The following is a 16,823-nucleotide window of genomic DNA, read 5'->3' on the forward strand; positions in this document are numbered from 1 at the left end:
CGCCGGCGGCGTGCCCTGGCCTCCGCGAACGAGCGTGCCGCCGCGCAGGAGGCGGCGCCGCGTCAGGTGTTCGCCCTGCCGCCCGCCGAGGCCGACCGGCCGTCCGGCGGCGCGCCGGAGGCGAGCGGCACGGCGGACGGTGCGACGGAGGCGGCGGGTCCCGTGGGGGGCCGTGGCCGCGGGACAGGTCCAGGTGCCCGGTCCGGCTGCTTCCGGCGATGCCCTGATCGACGACGGCCGGCACGACGCCGTGCCGCACGACCAGGCCGACGACCACACCCCGCCGCAGCCGCACCCGGCCGAGGCGCCGACGGGGCGCCGCCGCCGGGCCGTCGCCACCCCGTCGGCACAGACGGCGCAGACGGCGCAGGCAGCTCAGACGGCGCAGACGGCGCAGGCAGCTCAGACGGCACAGGCGACGCAGGCGGCGCAGACGACACAGGCCCACGGCATTCCCGCCCAGGGCGGCCCGGTGCAGGGGGCGCCCGTGCCCCCGCAGGGCGGCACCGCCGGTCAGGGCGTGCCCGTGCAGGGGGCCGCGCAGCAGCCCACCGCGTCCGCGGGACCGGCACAGCCCGTCGGGCCCGGCCGGCCGGCCGGACCCGCGCAGCCCGTGGGCCCCGCCCCGTCCCCCGTGCCCGTGGCGGGCGCCGAGCCCCCCGCGCCCGCCGCACCGGAGGCCGTCGGGCCCCCCGTCGGCACGCAGGCCCCGGCCACTCCGGCCCCGGCCCCGCAGCCGTGGCCCGCAGCCGCCGAGACCCCGGGCGCGGGGATCCCCGTGCCGCCCGACGACGCGGACGACACGGCGCCCTCGTCCGCTCCGGACACCGCCGGCGCACCCGGCGCCCCCACCCCGACGGCCCCGGCGGCCCCGGCGGCCCCGCAGGGCCTCCCCGCCTCCACGCCGAGCCGGGGCACCCCGCTGCCGCCGGAGAACACGCCGCGCGTGGCCCAGCCCCTGCCCGCGGAAGCCTCCGCCCCGGTCGATCCGAACTCCACCCAGGGCCGGTCGATCAGCGTGCGCACGCTCGGCCAGGGGGTGCCGTTCAACCGGCAGGCGTTCCAGGTGCAGCAGGCGTCGCCGACACCACCACCGCATCAGCCGGGCGGTTCCGGCCGACGCCGCAAGCTGGGCACCCCGCCCGACCCGGCGGCCACGGCGCGCCCGGAGCAGGCGGCCCGTCCGCACCCGGCGGCGGAACAGCCGACCGCGCAGCCCAAGGTCCCCTCCGTCCCGGGGCAGGAGCAGCCGTCCCCGGTCGGCGGCCAGCCCCGGCTCGCGCCGACGACCGAGGGCGCGGGACGGTCGTACGCCATAGGGGCGCCGGACCGGAACGCCGCCGAGGGACCCGAGCCGCTGGACGGGCCCGGCGGGGCCGTGGAGGTGGCGGATCCGCCGCGTCCGCAGCCCATGGACGACGAGCTGCCTCCGGAGCCGCTGGACAACCCGCGCCGGCTGCTGGTGTGGCCCGCGCCGGACGTCTCCACGCAGCAGGCGCTCAGCGACCGCGGCTACCGGCCGGTGATCGTGCACTCGCGCGAGGAGGTGGACGCGCAGATGGCGGCGTTCCCCGCCGCGCTGTTCGTGGACCCGCTGACCGGACCGATCACGCGTAAGGCGCTCCAGTCGCTGCGGCAGGCGGCCGTCGCGGCCGAGGTGCCGGTGCTGGTCACGGCCGGGCTGGGGCAGGCCTCGCGCGACGCCGCCTACGGGGCCGACCCCGCCGTGCTGCTGAAGGCGCTCGCGCCCCGGGACAGCGAGCAGCACCCGCCGCGGGTCCTGCTGATCGAGGAGCACGCGGAGATCGCGCTGGCGCTGACCTCGGCGCTGGAGCGGCGCGGGATGCAGGTCGCGCGGGCGGCGAGCGACGCCGACGCGGTGACGCTGGCGAGCCAGTTCCGGCCGAACCTGGTCGTGATGGACCTGATGCGGGTCCACCGGCGCCAAGAGGGGTTCGCCGGGATCGTCGACTGGCTGCGCGCGAACGGCCGGCTCAACCGCACCCCGCTCGTCGTCTACACCGCCGCCGTCGACCAGGCCGACCTGCCGCGGCTGGCGTCCGGGGAGACCGTGCTGTTCCTGGCGGAGCGGTCCACCAGCAGTGAGGTGCAGTCCCGGATCGTCGAGCTGCTCGCGCGGATCGGGACCAACTGACACCGCCGGACCCACCGGACCGGCCGACACCGCCGGACCGGCCCCGTGAGCGGTGGACGGGGAGGCCGGGCGGTGGGTGCCGCCCGGTCCCCGCGCCTTCGTACCCGGAGGTCAGAGCCGGGTGACGTCCAGCCCGCCCTCGGCGTACTGCCTGCGCAGCACCTTCTTGTCGAACTTGCCGACGCTCGTCTTCGGCACCGCCTCGATGACCGTCCAGCGCTCCGGGAGCTGCCACTTGGCGATCTTGCCGTCCTCCGCGAGGAAGGTGCGCAGCTCCTCGAAGCCGACGCTCGCGCCCTCCTTGAGGACGACGGTGGCCAGCGGGCGCTCGCCCCACTTGTCGTCGGGGACGGCGACGACGGCGGCCTCGGCGACGTCCGGGTGGGACATCAGGGCGTTCTCCAGCTCCACGGAGGAGATCCACTCGCCGCCGGACTTGATGACGTCCTTGGCGCGGTCGGTGAGGGTGAGGAAGCCGTCGGGGGAGATGGTGCCGACGTCACCGGTCTTCAGCCAGCCGTCCTCGCTGAACTTGTCGGCGGGGCGCAGCGGCTCGGCGTCCGGGCCGTTGTAGTAGGCGCCGGCGATCCAGTTGCCGCGGACCTCCAGCTCGCCGGCGGACTCGCCGTCCCAGGGCAGGCGCTCGCCGCCGGGGCCGGTGAGGCGGGCCTCGACGCCGGCCGGGAAGCGTCCCTGGGTGAGGCGGTACGCGAACTCCTCCGGCGTGCCGACCGCGTGGGCCGGCGGCCGGGCGACCGTACCGAGCGGCGAGGTCTCCGTCATGCCCCAGGCGTGGCAGACCCGCATGCCGAGCCCGTCGAAGGCCTCCATCAGGGAGGGGGGACAGGCGGAGCCGCCGATGGTGACCTGGGTGAGCGAGGAGACGTCCCGCGGCCGCGCGGTCAGCTCGGCGAGCAGGCCCTGCCAGATGGTGGGGACGGCGGCGGCGTGCGTCGGCCGCTCGCCCTCGATCATCGCGGCGAGCGGCGCGGGCTGCAGGAAGCGGTCCGGCATCAGCATGTTGACGCCGGTCATGAAGGTGGCGTGCGGCAGTCCCCAGGCGTTGACGTGGAACTGCGGGACCACCACCAGCGAGGTGTCCTGGTCGGTCAGGCCCATCGACTGGGTCATGTTGACCTGCATGGAGTGCAGGTAGATGGAGCGGTGGCTGTAGACCACGCCCTTGGGGTCGCCGGTGGTGCCGGAGGTGTAGCACATGGCGGCGGCGGCCCGCTCGTCCAGCTCGGGCCAGTCGTACGCGGTGGGCTTCCCGGCGATCAGGTCCTCGTACTCGTGCACCCGGACGGCGGCCCCGTCCAGCGGGGAGCGGTCGCCCGGGCCGGTGACGACGACGTGCTCGACCGTCTTCAGGTGCGGCAGCAGGGGGGCGAGGAGCGGGAGGAGCGAACCGTTGGCGATCACGACCCGGTCGGCGGCGTGGTTCACGATCCAGGCCAGCTGCTCGGCCGGGAGGCGGAGGTTGAGGGTGTGGAGGACCGCGCCCATGGAGGGGATCGCGAAGTACGCCTCGACGTGCTCGGCGTTGTTCCACATGAGGGTCGCCACGCGCTCGTCGTCGCCGACGGCGAGGTCCTCGCGCAGGGCGTGCGCCAGCTGGGCGGCGCGGGTGCCGATCTCGGCGAAGGAGCGGCGGTGCGGCTCGTCCTCACCGGTCCAGGTGGTCACCTGCGAGCTGCCGTGGATCGTCGACCCGTGGGTCAGGATCCTCGAGATCAGCAGTGGTACGTCCTGCATCGTGCTCAGCACGGTGTCCTCCCGGGGCGACATTGCCTACGCGGCGGTAAGGGGTGCGCTGATTCTGCGCACATACCGCGCGGTATGTCACTACTTCCGGGTGATCGATCAGTGCAAGCGGCCCGACGGGTCCGCCCGCCGCGGTGCCGCGGAGCCGCCCGTCACCGGTCGAGACCCAGCTCAGGGTCCTCGCGGAGCTTGCCGATCGCACGGGAGACCGCCGACTTCACCGTGCCCACGGACACTCCGAGGACTTCGGCCGTCCGGGCTTCGCTGAGGTCCTCGTAGTACCTGAGGACGATCATCGCCCGCTGCCGGGCCGGCAGCTTCATGACCGCCCGCCACATCGCGTCGCGCAGCGCCTGCCGCTCCGCCTGGTCCTCCCCGTCGGGCTCGGGGTCCGGTTCGGGCACCTCGTCGCACACGAACTCGTCGACCTTGCGCTTGCGCCACTGCGACGTCCGCGTGTTCACCAGCGCCCGGCGCACGTAGCCGTCCAGGGCGCGGTGGTCCTCGATGCGCTCCCAGGCCGCGTACGTCTTGGTGAGCGCGGTCTGCAGCAGGTCCTCCGCGTCGCTCGGGTTCGCGGTCAGCGACCGGGCGGTACGCAGCAGCACCGGCCGGCGGGCCTTCACGTACGACGAGAACGACGGGTACGGGAAGGTCTGCGCCACTGCTGTGGCGGCGTTCGAAGCGCTGGTGCAGACGGGTGCGGTCATGACTCAACGCTATGAGCGGAGGGGTGCGCGGCGGATCGGCCGCAGGTCCCGAAGCGGGGTCCGCCTCAGGTTGTAGGGGTGGGGCCGGCTGCACCTCCTCTGGGTGGAGGAGAGGGCGAGGGGCACTGCGGGTTCACCCCTGAGAAACCCCGGCTCCCGCGCGGTCCGGCGGGGACGAACGTCCGGGCGGTGGCATCGGAGCACCACCGCCCGGACGTCGTACGACCCCATGAAGCACACCCGTGAGGAGACCGGGGCCGGCGCCGGAGTGCCCGCACCGGCCCCTCAGCTCACCACAGCGGGGAGAAGCTGACGGCCACGTTCTCGTTGCCCTGGTTGATGGCGGTGAACGCGGAGCCGTCGACCTGCGCGGTGTTGTTCTGGTTCGAAGCGCCCGGGCCGACCGCCTGCTGCTGCGTGGTGGACGAGTTGCCGTTGTTGTCGTCGCCGACACCGCTGCCGACGATGCCCGCGAAGGCCTCCGCGGAGGTCGCGTTCGATCCGTCGTCCGCGAGGGCGCCGTTGTCCGCCGTCGCGACGCCGCCGAAGAGGGCGACGGCCAGCGGGAGCGCGGCGACGGCGGCGATGACGCGAGCGGTACGGATGCTTGCCATGTAGTTCCTCCAGAACACGGTGCGCACCGGCTTCCTGCCGACAACGCGAGAAGTACCTGCACTTGTGAACCAGCTCCTGCACCAAGGCAGTTGGCCGACCGCCTCGGCGCCGTGCACGACGTCGCGTGATCAGAGTTGCCCACCGCCCCCCGGCGAACCACCTCGGAAGCCCCGATTCGCCCTCAAGCGTGAGGACAAGTCGATAAACCCCTTTGCCCCCCTTTCCCTGCACCACCGTGCAGTACGGACGGCTCCGCACCAAGCGCCACAAGAGGTGAAGCGTTCCGCCACTTTCCTCCTCCGCCCCTCCGCCCCCGGCGCGTCGTACGCGGACACCCTTCCTTTTCTCGAACATACGTACGAAAATGAAGTCATGGCCACCACCGACCGGCAGGCCACGACACTGGCCCTCGCCCACGCCCTGTCCGCCGCCGAACGCGGACTGGCGGTCATCCCCCTGTCCCGGACGAAGCTCCCGGCCCTGCGCTCCCCCCACCGCGACGACCCGGCCCCCTCCCGCTGCCACGGCGAGTGCGGCCGCTTCGGCCACGGCGTCCACGACGCCTCCACCGACCCGTCCCGCATCCGCGAACTGTTCGCCGCGGCCCCCTGGGCCACGGGCTACGGCATCGCCTGCGGGCTGCCGCCGCACCACCTCATCGGCGTGGACCTGGACACGAAGGGGGACACGGACTCCTCGGCCGCCCTGCGCGAGCTGGCCCTGCGCCACCTGTTCACCATCCCGCCCACGGTGGTCGTCCTGACCCCCAGCGGAGGCCGCCACCTCTGGCTGACCGGTCCGCCCGACGCCGTCGTCCCCAACTCGGCCGGCCGCCTCGCCCCCGGCATCGACATCCGCGGCGCCGGCGGCTACCTCGTCGGCCCCGGCTCCCGCACCCGGCACGGCTCCTACACCGCCGCCCCCGGCACGGCCCACCTCGCGCCCGCTCCCTGCCCACCCGCGCTGCTGCGCCTCCTGCTCCCCCCGCCCCACGCCCACCGGCACGTCCACGCGACCACCGACGCGCACGGCCGGGGCCTCGTCCAGTTCGTCCTCGCGGCCCACGAGGGCCAGCGCAACACCCGCCTGTTCTGGGCGGCCTGCCGCGCCTACGAGAACGGCATCGGCGCCGCTCTGGTGGGTCCCCTGGTCGAGGCGGCCCGGGAGACCGGACTCACGGAACGCGAGGCACGCGCGACCGTCGCGTCGGCGGCCCGCATGACGGGCCACCGTCCCTGAGCGGAGCGGGAGGACCACCCGCGGGCCGCCCCAGCACGACGGCCCCCGACCGTCGTGCCTGGTCGGGGGCCGTCCATCACCGCGGTGGGTGTGGGATTTGAACCCACGGTGACTCGCGCCACGACGGTTTTCAAGACCGTTCCCTTAGGCCGCTCGGGCAACCCACCTCGTCCCCGTCCCACCTGGGGCGGAGCGGGTACAGCGTACCGGGATCGGAGCTGATCGTGGAGGCGTGGTCCACACAGGGTCCACCGGCTCGGTGCGCCCGTCCGTCTCAGCTCCGGCTCAGCCCGCGTCCCCTATGACGGCGTCGAACGTGTTGCGGTAATCGCTGCCAAGTCCGTTCGAGCCGAGCTCGGTGAGTTCGAGCCGGGCGATGTTCCCAGCGCCGGTACGTACGCACAGCACCACGCCCTTGGCGAGTTGCTGCTCCTTGGCTCCTTCCGCCGTGACCGTTGCCGAGCACTCCTCGAAGCCGGGGAGACCGGTCGTCCTTCCCGACCAGAGAGAGATCACGGTGTCCTTCCCACCGTTGATCCGGTTCTCCGGCGTCATGTACAGATCGCCTTCGTCGGCATAGCCGACAGCGACGGGCTGTCCGGCGTCCAGGTCCTTCGACACCGTGTCGAGCAGCAGTGAGCCCCTCCAGATCTCGCTTCCCCCGGGCGAAGAACCGCGATCGGGGTCCGGCGCCTCGGTCTGCTCCGACGGCGAGGCGGAGGGGGGTGGGGATCCGGGCGCCGAGGTGGGAGCCGATGAAGTGGGCACGGGGGTCGAGGCACCGTCGGCCTTGTCGTCACCGGAGGAAACGAGACCAGGCACCACGACGGTGATCAGGGCTGCAAGCACCGTCGCCCCGGCGCCGATCCAGGCTGCCTGCTGATGCCTGCTGAACCAGCCTCCGCCCGCGTCACCGCCTTGCCCGCCGTCCGGCGTCGGCGGGGCCCGGGGGCGGTGGTGCGGGCAGCTGTGCACCGTCCCCGTGGTCGCCGCCCTGGGCGGGTGTGTTCGCATCAGGTCGATCGTTGGCCACCGTGCTGAGCACCCCCATGTCGGCGTCGGTCCATGTGCGTCGCGCAGAGGCTGACGACCCGTGCAGACCCCGTCGGCAACACCCTGCACCGACGCAACAGTTGGGCAATACCCCACCGCCGGGAGAAGTAGACGATGCGGAGTGGCTTCGTGCGATCGACGTCAGTCGACGCCCCTGCTACGTTGCTCAGCCGTAGTTCGTCACTCCAGCGACTGCAACACCGGGGGTCTCGTGGGTCGGGTATCGAAGTTACGGCGTCTGTTCCCGCGCGTGCGGATGCACGCCGCCGCCATCGCAGGTTTGACCGCACTGCTGGTTGCATCGGCCGCCGGCTGCTCCAGCGGCGACGAGCAACCTGCGGCCACCGCCGACTCGGCCACCCACAGCCGAGCTGCGGGTACGACACAGGCGACACAACCCCGCAAGTACGTCGCCATGGCCGTGGAAGGCGAGCTGCACGCCATGCTGGCCTTCCAGGTCCACCCCGAGGGTGGTCAGGTGATCGGGAAGTACACGCTCGTGCACTTCGACGGGCAGGGCAAAGAGATCCGGGAAGAGACCGACTTCAACGGGCGCGGCTCGGACAGCATGTGGGAATTCAACGGCCTGACCGATTACGGGGCCGTCACAGGCACCCTCTCCGAGGACCGAACCCGGCTGACGCTCGACAGGGACTTCGGCGTGCAAACGACGCAGTGGACAATCGTCTCCTCCACGGACGTGTTCGAGTCGGCCGTCAAGGAGTACGCCAGGCGGTTCGAGTCCTGCTCCAAGGAGCAGGACGTCAACCCCTGTGAGGACGTGACCTGAACACCGGCATCGGTCGGCCTCCGCCCTCGGACAGGGGGCGGGCTGGTTCTTCCGACAACGAGGAGCGCCATCCTCACCCACACCGGAGAGAGGGTGGCGCCCTCGTCCGTCCTGGGGACGGCCCACGCCCGGTCCACGCGCACTGATCCACGACGCGACAGAGCCGGATCACGGTGGGACACCCCCACGCAGATGGGTGCCCTCACGGAAGGACACCCCATCTGACCAGCACGTCTCTGACCTGCGGAGGTGGTGGGACTCGAACCCACGGTGACGCTCTCACGTCACTACGGTTTCCCAGAGCGTCCCCTTGGGCCGCTCGGGCAACCCACCTCGCGCCCCGTCGGGGCGGAGCGGGTACACGGAGGGATGCACACGTACGGGGTGGCGGCGACCGGAGGCTCACCACACGTACGGGTGAGCGTCGGAGCCGGACGACCGGGTACGAGCTCACCGCCCCGGTGCTCGGCGGAGGTGGGGGCCGGAAGGGCCTCGGCGGGGAAAATGCCCGGTCACGAGGGTGTTTCCGGAAGTAAGCGGCGGTACGAAAGCGTTTCCGGTCGCCATCGGTCAACAGCGTGCGCGTGTCTACACCGAAGCGGACGCCCAAATTGTTCAGAATGTTCCTCACTGCCCCAGTTGAAACTATGAAGTTTCTTTGCCGAGGAGCGTGACATGCAGGTTCGCAGGTGGCTCCCAGACCAGCCCACCCGTATCGGTCGGCACGACTGGCCGGACGAGGGTGACAACGGAACACATCTGCGACTGCGGGCCGGCTCCATCGTGGTACTCGACCGGCAGGCGTGGCGGATCCTGGAGATCAACGCCTACTCGGGCGACCGGTGGCCGGAGTCCTACGAGAAGGCATGGCGCGACCACGTGGAGCTGTGGTGGCACGCCAACGAACTGCGGCGGGCCAACAACCAGATGGTCAAGCCGGCGCCGGAGCGTTCCGAATTCTACAAGCGCCCGGTGATCCTGGTCCTGCGCAACGAGAACCTGCCCCGGTCCACGCCCAAGCACTGGTGCGCCCCCGCGAGCCACGACTGGCAGGTCCTCCCGGAGCACTACGCCGTCTGCCGCGCCTGCGGCGAGCTGCCGCCCTGCCACCACGGGGAGTACCGCTGGGAGGGCGGTCCCCGCTGGCCCGAGAACAGCGGCGGCATCCCGCTCATCGTGCCGGAGGGCTGCTGCATGGGGTGCGCCGAGCCGATCAAGCCACGGGGGCGGACCGTGCGCTTCCCGGGCCCGAACCTCTGGTACCCGGACCTGGAGGAGAACACCGCGGTCTTCCACGCTCGCGCCGCCTGCGCCGATCAGGTCGACTGCTACCGCATGCAGTGGCAGGCCGAGTACAACCCGCGTTCCTCCGCCGCCCACTCCGCCACCCCGGCGTTCCCGGGCTTCGAGCACTTCGTGGTGCCCCAGACCCGGCACGCCCCGGACCTGGCCCCGCACGTCCAGCAGGGCTCCCAGAGCCCGCATCCCCCGCAGTTCGGCCAGATGCGGCCGGCCGAGGAGGAACGCAACCGCGCGGTGGGCGGCTCCGGCACGTTCCACCCCCCGTTCGACGGGTACCGCGCGGAACCGGAGACCGGTGCGGCGCCGGCCGGCCCGACGGCGCCGGCCTCCTCCGAGCCGGGGCGCCAGGCGGCATCCGTGGCCTCCGCCGCGCCGACGGCGGACCCGGCCGGGCCGGGCCGGGCCACCGTACCCGCGCCCTCCTCCGCGGCCGAGACGCCCGCGTCCACCACCACGGCCGAGGCGCCCGCGCCCGCCGTCGCGGCCTCCTCGGTCGAGAGCGCCGGGCAGGCGCTCCGGGCGGCGGAGGAGCTGGGCCTGTCCCTGACCGAGCGCCCGGCCTTCCACAACGCGGAACAGGCCGCCCGGGTGATCGAGGAACTCACCGCCGCGGTCCGGAACATCGCGCTCTGCCTGAACCCGTCGGCCGTCCGCGAGCGTTCCTGACCCGCGGACGACCGCACGCGCACGACCGCACGCGCACGACCGCACGCGCACTTCCCGTCACGGCCGGCCCGCGGCCCGCGGTCCGCGGGTCGGCACGCGCGCGGGGTCAGTCGTCGCCGGTCTTGGAACCGAGGGTGAGATCGGTGGTGTGCTGCTTGCCGCCGCGCTCGTAGGTGAGCGTGACCTTGTCGCCGGGCTTGTGGGTCCAGATCTCGCCGATCAGGGTCGGGCCGCTGTCGATCACCGTGTCGTCGAGCTTGGTGATGACGTCGCCGGGCTTGAGGCCCGCGGCCGCGGCGGGGCCGCCCGGTTCGACGGGCTCGGAGCCGCTGACGCCCTGCTCGGTGATCTTCGCGCCGTTCGCCGTCTCCTCCAGGGAGACGGAGGCGCCGATCCTGGCGTACACCGGCTTGCCGGTCTCGATCAGCTGCTTGGCGACGAACTCCGCCTGGTTGATCGGGATGGCGAAGCCCAGGCCGATCGATCCCGCCTGACCGGTACCGCCGAAGCCGCCGCTGCTCGTGGACTGGATCGCGGAGTTGATCCCGATCACGTTGCCCTGCGCGTCCAGCAGCGGGCCGCCGGAGTTGCCCGGGTTGATCGAGGCGTCGGTCTGCAGGGCGCTCATGTAGGACGCCTTGCTGCTCGCGCTGCCGTCGCTGGAGGCCACGGGGCGGTTCTTGGCGCTGATGATGCCCGTGGTCACCGTGTTGGACAGGCCGAAGGGGGCGCCGATGGCGATCGTCGAGTCGCCGACGGCCACCTTGTCCGAGTCGCCGAGGGGCAGCGGGTTCAGGTCCGACGGGGCGTTCTCGAGCTTGATGACCGCCACGTCGTAGCCCTGCGCGTGGCCGACCACCTGGGCGTCGTACCTCTTGCCGTCGGGGAAGGTCGCGCTGAGCTTGCCGCCGTCGACCGCCTCCGCCACCACGTGGTTGTTGGTGACGATGTGACCCTGCTTGTCGAAGACGAAGCCCGTGCCGGTGCCGCCCTCGCCGTTGCTGCCCTCGGCCTGGATGGTGACCGTGCTGGGCAGCGCCCTGGCGGCCACGCCCGCGACCGTGCCTGCGTCGCGCTTGACCGAGCCGCCGGTGTCCGAGGCGGAGACCGTCGTGGAACCGGACTCGTCGTTGTTCTTGGCCAGGGTGTAGCCAAGGCCGCCGCCCAGACCGCCCGCGACCAGGGCGGCGATCAGGATCGCGGCGACCACGCCGCCACGGCCGCGGCCGGACTTCGGCGCCGGCGGCGGGTACGAGGAGCCCCAGCCGCCACCGGAACCGTCGCCGCCGTAGGACGGGCCGACCGGCGGCGGGGGCGGCGGCCAGGAGGCGTCGGGGGCCGAGGGCCCCGGGGAGGCGGCCTGGTGGGAGCCGGGGGCGGAGGCCGGGGGTGACCGGAAACCGTCGTGCGGCTCCGCACCCGCGGGCGCCTGGGACGGCGGCTGGTCCGGGTGGGGCGGCGGGGGCGGCTCGGAGGCTGCGGGAGATTCCACCGGCACGGGAGGTGCGGACGGGGCCGGGGGTACCGCGGTGCCCTCGTTCTCGGTGCTCACAGCTTCTCTCCTCGATCCACGACTGCCGCCCGGGCGCACTGGTCGCGCTCGGCCACGCTCACGCGCGCCGCTCCACGGCCCGGAGCGAAGGGGCTGCGCATGCGGTGGGGCATGTGTTTGTGTAGGCCAACAGCTTTTCCCACGAGCCGTCAGAGCACCATAAGCGGATGCTGTGGGCCCGCGGTCGTTCCTTATACAGGCCATCCAAGACTAAACGGGCACGCGGCCGATGACTCCGGGGGCACGTCCACCCGCGCGCGGTGGCACCATGACGCGGTGACCCACGTACGACAGCACCCGATGCAGGTGGTCGCCCACCGCGGGGCCTCCGAGGAGGCCCCCGAGCACACCCTGGCCGCCTACCGGAAGGCGATCGAGGACGGGGCGGACGCCCTGGAGTGCGATGTGCGCCTGACCGCCGACGGCCACCTCGTCTGCGTCCACGACTGGCGCGTCGACCGCACCTCCAACGGCCGCGGCGCGGTCTCGGCGCTGGAGCTCGCCGACCTGGCGGCCCTGGACTTCGGCGCCCGCAGGACCCGGGAGTTCTGGCGCACGCGCGACGAGCAGCCCGAGTGGGAGCACCGGCCCGAGGACCGGGAGGAGACCTCGGTGCTCACCCTGGAGCGGTTGCTGGAGCTGGTGTCGGACGCGGGACGGCGGGTGGAGCTGGCCATCGAGACCAAGCACCCCACGCGCTGGGCGGGGCAGGTGGAGGAGCGGCTGTTGCTGCTGCTGAAGCGGTTCGGTCTCGACGCGCCCGCCTCGGCCGCCGAGTCGCCGGTGCGCGTGATGAGTTTCTCGGCCCGCTCGCTGCACCGGGTGCGGGCCGCGTCTCCGACGCTGCCGACGGTCTACCTGATGCAGTTCGTCTCGCCCCGGCTGCGCGACGGACGGCTGCCGGCCGGTGTCCGGATCGCGGGTCCCTCGATCCGCATCGTGCGCAACCACCCCGCCTACATCGAGCGGCTGAAGAAGGCCGGGCACCAGGTGCACGTGTGGACCGTGAACGAGACCGCCGACGTGGACCTCTGCGCCGGCCTGGGCGTCGACGCGGTCATCACCAACCGGCCACGCGCCGTCCTGGAGCACCTCGGCCGCTGATTCGTCCGGAAGCCTTGACCCCGCGGCCTCTCTGCCCCATTCTCCGGTCTTGGCCACCGACGAGATCCAGCCACATGATTACGGGGAGTGCTCCGGCGCGTTCGGTGCGTGTCCGATCGTGTCGAATGCGTCACCGGGCGGGCAACGGCCGGTTTCCGGCCCAGGCCAGAAGGGCATCCACTCCGTGGCGTGGGGCGAAGGAGGTCTCGGGGGTGGCGTTGGTGGTGGCACAGGAGGTGCCCACGTCGTCGAGCATGGCCGTTCCCCATGGCCCTGCGGGCGTGGGGAAAGCACGACACCGGATGCGGGAGCAGTTGCGCAGGGGCGGTGTGGCGGAATCGGTCATCGACGACGCGGTACTGGTCCTTTCCGAACTTCTCAGCAACGCGTGCAAGCACGGCCGTCCGCTGGGTGACGCCCTGGCCGGGGACGGTGACGTCCGCGCCGCATGGCAGGTGGACACGGCGGGCCGGCTCCTCGTGGAGGTGACGGACGGCGGCGGACCGACCCGTCCGGCCCCGGCGACCCCGTCGGTCACCGCGCACGGCGGCCGCGGGCTGAACATCATCACCGCGCTCGCCGACGACTGGGGCGTGCGGGACGGCGCGTGCGGAGAGGTCACGGTCTGGGTGGTCGTCCACGACGACGTGTACGACCCGGACGCGGGGCACCGGCGCGACGACTTCGCCACGCGGATCGCTGCCCCGGCCGTGTCGGAGATCCCCGGTCTGGACTTCGCGGACGCGTTCGACGACCTGGGCTGAGCAACGGCCCGGGCCCGGCCCGGCACCGGCCGACCCGTGCGGTGCGGGCGGTCGTGCGGTGCGGGCGGCCCGCTCCCGCGGGGCACGCTCCCCGCTCGGCGCGCCGGAGGAGTTGTCCACACGCGGCTCGTCGTCCACAGGATCCCGTCGGCCGGGACGCGAACGGCTAGGCTCGCGCCGTACGAGTAGAGCCGTAACCGGGAGACACCCACGATGGCCAAGAAGCGACCCCAGACGAAGGCCAAGCGGCCCCAGCTCACCGACGGCGAGGTCCCGGTCGTCGGCGCCCGCGAGCCCTGCCCCTGCGGCAGCGGCCGTCGCTACAAGGCCTGCCACGGCCGGGCCGCCGCGCAGGCCACGACCGCGCTGGTGCACCGTCCGTTCGAAGGCCTGCCCGGCGAGTGCGACTGGGTGGCGCTGCGCGAGCTGGTGCCGGCGGCCACGGTCGGGCTGACGCTGAAGGACGGCCTGCCCGAGGGCGTCCCGTCGGTCACGCTGGCCACGGTGCTGCCGATGGCCTGGCCGGCCCTGCGCCGCGACGACGGCTCGGTGCTGCTCGGCCTGCAGAACGACACGGCGTCGGGCGACATCAGCCGCGACCTGGCGGACACCCTCCAGCGGGCCCTGACCGCCGCGCCGGGCACGCCCGTGCAGGGGCGTCGCGCGTCGGCCGACGGTCCGCGCCTGCAGGACCTGCTCGCGCCCGAGGGTGCTTTCGAGCCGGCGGTGCACGAGGGCTTCGAGTTCTGGGTCCCGGACGCGGAGAACGCCACGCCGGAGGTGGCCGCCTCCCTGGAGCGGGCCAACGCCGCGGCCATCCCGACCGTCCGGCTCCAGGGCGTGGACGCCGCCTACTGGTGCGAGACGCCGGAGAAGAACCACCTGCGGTGGGTCATGCCGCACGAGGAGGAGCGGCTTCTGGACGCGTTGGCCCGGCTGCACGCGGCGGGCCGGTCGAGCCTCGGCGAGGGCACCCGCCTCGTGGGTTCCTTCCGTGCCCACGGGCTCACCGTCCCGGTCTGGGACCTGCCGAGCGGGACCACCGCCGAGGACGTGGAGAAGCCGGCGGCCGAGTTCGCCGAGCGCCTCGCCGAGGCGTTGGCCACGGACGCGCCGCTCACGCCCGACGAGCGCCGGGCGCGCGGCGGCCTGACCAACCGGCAGGTCACCCTCAGCTGAGCGGCGGCCGGCGCACGGCCTCGGCGTCCGTTCCGGCTGACCGACCGGTCAGCCGGAACACCGGGTACGGAGGGGGTGACTCCGGTCACAACTCCCGGTAGAGCCACGCCAGTCGGTGACCGGAAAACAGGAGATCGAATTTGCTAACCGCCAATCTCTTGTTACCGTTCGAGTAGCCCGGTTGCTGGTGCATCCCCCGTCGCCAGCAACCGGGTCTTTCCATGTCCACCGACACCCACGTGCTCACGACCGGTCCCTCAACGGGCGGTTTTCCGGGGTGAGTTGCTGCCGGTGCGCAGCAGCAACGGTCCGTGGTCGGCCCGGCCCGCGAACTCCGCGACCGCGGTGTACCCGGCCGGCTCGCCCTGCATCCGCACCCGGGGTGTCTCGCACGTGCCCGGCGCGTCCTCGGCGCCCACCGCGCAGCTCGTCCGCACACCGCGGCCGTCGGGCCCCATGAGGCTCAGCACGGTTTCCAGCGGCCCGCCGGTCGCGTTGCGGTAGGAGGTCCGCGCCCAGGTCCCGGCGCCCTGCGTCAGTACACAGGTCTGCGCCTCGACGCCCTCGGGCGAGGTGAGTTCGGGACCGCAGCGCACGGCGGTGGCCAGGCCGAGCGGCAGCGTGGTGCGGGCGGGCCCGGCGGCGGACGGCCCGGTGCCGTCGTCGTCGCGCGGCAGGGCGCCCGAGCCGAGGGACCGGCCGTCCTCCTCCCCGTCGTGCCCGGGTCCTGTCGACGCCACGGCGAAGGACAGCACGACCGCGCACGCCACGACGCCGGCGAGGACGTACGGACGGAACCCTCGGCCGGCCGGACGACGGCGGCGCCGTTCGGCCCGGCGCGGCCTCGAGGAACGGTGCACCCCAGCATGAAGCGGCATGGAGCGGACGATAACGATCCCGGGCGGGCGCCGACTTCCGCGCGCGCCCGACACCCCTACAACTCGGGCGCGCTCACACCCGTACGGGTGAGGGCGTCGACCACCGCGTCCACCACGGCCTCCACGTCGGGCACCCAGGGCGAGGCGGAGCCGGGCAGCGGTGCCCGCTCCCAGCGGACGCCGCCTCGCCCGGTCCCGGACGGGGGCAGGACGAGGTAGCCGCCCTCGCCGTGGAAGCGCAGCGAACCGGGGACGAAGTCCTTGGCATAGAGCAGTTCGCCCAGCTGCTCCATGGAGTACGGCCGGACCAGCAGCGACCAGCGGGTGGGCGAGGCGACGACCGGGCCGAGCCGCAGACCGGCGCGGTCGAGCGCGGTCAGGGCGCGGGCGGCCGGCAGGGCGGGCAGGGAGACGGCGCACGGGGCACCGCCCCCGGTGGCCAGGACGATCGGCGCCGTCGGACGGTTGGTCCACCACCAGCGCACCATCCGCTCGTCGGTGGTGGCGGCGAGGAGACCGGGGTCGAAGGGGTGGGCGCCGGGCACCGTGCACTCGGGGTCGGGGCAGGCGCAGCGCGAGCGCGCCTGCGGATCGGGCGCCACGCCCGGGAGTACGGGCCACTGCCACTGCGTCGCGTAGGTCAGGGCCGCGCCGATCAGCTCAGGCCGCCCGCCACCTCGCCGGGACAGGAGCCTGCGTCGCCTTCCGAGGATCTCGCGCATGAGCGCTCGTTCCTTTCCGTTGCACGCCTGGCAACACCGTGGTCGTCTCACACCATGTGTCGATCTCTTCGCTGTGCGTAGCTGATGGCGCATCACACCCCTGCCGCGGGCAAGGGGACCCCTGTGGGCCGAGCTCTGACTGCGTCCGCGGCGACTGCGTCCATACTGCGTCCATCACGAGCATGGGCCTGGCGCGGGGGTGGCGAAGTCTGGCGTTTGCCGTCCCGCGTATTTCTCTCCGCCTCCGCCACGGGAGGATGGGGCACGGTCGTCGGTGGATAGGACGCCCGGGTCCGTCGCCAGGTTCCGGGTGGCCCCCAGCCACCCCTG

At 73.2% G+C, this 16,823-nt stretch carries 14 protein-coding genes, 2 tRNA genes and 1 pseudogene; 7 read left to right on the forward strand and 10 right to left on the reverse strand.

Annotation, left to right across the window (positions count from 1 at the left end; genetic code table 11):
• A pseudogene (locus JHAT_RS11990) lies at positions 1–2,155 on the forward strand (nickel transporter); the annotation flags it as partial.
• A gap of 111 nt (positions 2,156–2,266) precedes the next feature.
• Here the strand turns inward: JHAT_RS11990 and JHAT_RS11995 are convergent.
• From JHAT_RS11995 to JHAT_RS12010, 3 genes are all read right to left on the reverse strand, one after another.
• A complete protein-coding gene (locus tag JHAT_RS11995) occupies positions 2,267–3,943 on the reverse strand; it encodes a long-chain fatty acid--CoA ligase (RefSeq protein WP_077798097.1) in 1,677 nt (558 codons plus the stop codon).
• Positions 3,944–4,071: 128 nt separating this feature from the next.
• Positions 4,072–4,629, reverse strand: coding sequence for a SigE family RNA polymerase sigma factor (locus tag JHAT_RS12000; protein ID WP_107481909.1), 558 nt, complete (start codon positions 4,627–4,629; stop codon positions 4,072–4,074).
• Positions 4,630–4,919: 290 nt separating this feature from the next.
• Complete coding sequence (locus JHAT_RS12010) at positions 4,920–5,243, reverse strand: hypothetical protein (protein WP_077798207.1); 324 nt, start codon at positions 5,241–5,243, stop codon at positions 4,920–4,922.
• 373 nt (positions 5,244–5,616) lie between these two features.
• Between JHAT_RS12010 and JHAT_RS12015 the strand changes: the two genes are divergently transcribed.
• Entirely contained in the window at positions 5,617–6,483 is an 867-nt protein-coding gene (locus tag JHAT_RS12015; protein ID WP_077798099.1) for a bifunctional DNA primase/polymerase, read from the forward strand.
• Between the two features lie 82 nt (positions 6,484–6,565).
• Here the strand turns inward: JHAT_RS12015 and JHAT_RS12020 are convergent.
• Positions 6,566–6,650: transfer RNA gene (locus JHAT_RS12020), tRNA-Ser, on the reverse strand.
• 118 nt (positions 6,651–6,768) lie between these two features.
• Positions 6,769–7,332: a hypothetical protein gene (locus tag JHAT_RS34350; RefSeq protein ID WP_143660415.1), complete on the reverse strand. Its 564-nt coding sequence runs from the start codon at positions 7,330–7,332 to the stop codon at positions 6,769–6,771.
• Between the two features lie 454 nt (positions 7,333–7,786).
• On the opposite strand from JHAT_RS34350, the gene JHAT_RS12030 reads away from it, so the two are divergent.
• The gene (locus JHAT_RS12030; protein ID WP_143660418.1) at positions 7,787–8,326 is read left to right on the forward strand and encodes a hypothetical protein; all 540 of its coding nucleotides are present in this window, start codon (positions 7,787–7,789) and stop codon (positions 8,324–8,326) included.
• 244 nt (positions 8,327–8,570) lie between these two features.
• Here JHAT_RS12030 and JHAT_RS12035 read toward each other — a convergent pair.
• Positions 8,571–8,661: transfer RNA gene (locus JHAT_RS12035), tRNA-Pro, on the reverse strand.
• Positions 8,662–9,001: 340 nt separating this feature from the next.
• Here JHAT_RS12035 and JHAT_RS12040 point away from each other — a divergent pair.
• Positions 9,002–10,294: a hypothetical protein gene (locus tag JHAT_RS12040; protein WP_077798102.1), complete on the forward strand. Its 1,293-nt coding sequence runs from the start codon at positions 9,002–9,004 to the stop codon at positions 10,292–10,294.
• Between the two features lie 106 nt (positions 10,295–10,400).
• Here JHAT_RS12040 and JHAT_RS12045 read toward each other — a convergent pair whose 3' ends face one another.
• On the reverse strand, positions 10,401–11,846 hold the full coding sequence (locus JHAT_RS12045) for a S1C family serine protease (protein WP_077798103.1): 1,446 nt from the start codon (positions 11,844–11,846) through the stop codon (positions 10,401–10,403).
• Between the two features lie 276 nt (positions 11,847–12,122).
• Between JHAT_RS12045 and JHAT_RS12050 the strand changes: the two genes are divergently transcribed.
• Positions 12,123–12,950, forward strand: a complete 828-nt coding sequence (locus JHAT_RS12050) for a glycerophosphodiester phosphodiesterase (RefSeq protein ID WP_077798104.1) — start codon at positions 12,123–12,125, stop codon at positions 12,948–12,950.
• Positions 12,951–13,080: 130 nt separating this feature from the next.
• Here JHAT_RS12050 and JHAT_RS35730 read toward each other — a convergent pair whose 3' ends face one another.
• Complete coding sequence (locus tag JHAT_RS35730; RefSeq protein WP_290439803.1) at positions 13,081–13,206, reverse strand: hypothetical protein; 126 nt, start codon at positions 13,204–13,206, stop codon at positions 13,081–13,083.
• Here JHAT_RS35730 and JHAT_RS12055 point away from each other — a divergent pair.
• Together JHAT_RS12055 and JHAT_RS12060 are read left to right on the forward strand one after the other, a co-directional pair.
• Positions 13,163–13,714, forward strand: a complete 552-nt coding sequence (locus JHAT_RS12055; RefSeq protein ID WP_253195470.1) for an ATP-binding protein — start codon at positions 13,163–13,165, stop codon at positions 13,712–13,714. The two genes, JHAT_RS35730 and JHAT_RS12055, sit on opposite strands and share 44 nt — an antisense overlap.
• A gap of 213 nt (positions 13,715–13,927) precedes the next feature.
• Positions 13,928–14,893 (forward strand): DUF5926 family protein, encoded by a 966-nt coding sequence (locus JHAT_RS12060; RefSeq protein ID WP_077798106.1) that lies wholly within the window; start codon positions 13,928–13,930, stop codon positions 14,891–14,893.
• Between the two features lie 257 nt (positions 14,894–15,150).
• Here the strand turns inward: JHAT_RS12060 and JHAT_RS12065 are convergent, their stop codons facing one another.
• A complete protein-coding gene (locus JHAT_RS12065) occupies positions 15,151–15,771 on the reverse strand; it encodes a hypothetical protein (RefSeq protein ID WP_107481910.1) in 621 nt (206 codons plus the stop codon).
• A 56-nt stretch (positions 15,772–15,827) separates the two neighbouring features.
• Positions 15,828–16,493: a bifunctional DNA primase/polymerase gene (locus JHAT_RS12070; protein WP_077798108.1), complete on the reverse strand. Its 666-nt coding sequence runs from the start codon at positions 16,491–16,493 to the stop codon at positions 15,828–15,830.
• Between the last annotated feature and the right edge of the window lie 330 nt (positions 16,494–16,823).

Origin of the sequence: Streptomyces sp. JHA26, assembly GCF_002005565.1 — a bacterium.
Lineage (GTDB): Bacteria > Actinomycetota > Actinomycetes > Streptomycetales > Streptomycetaceae > Streptomyces.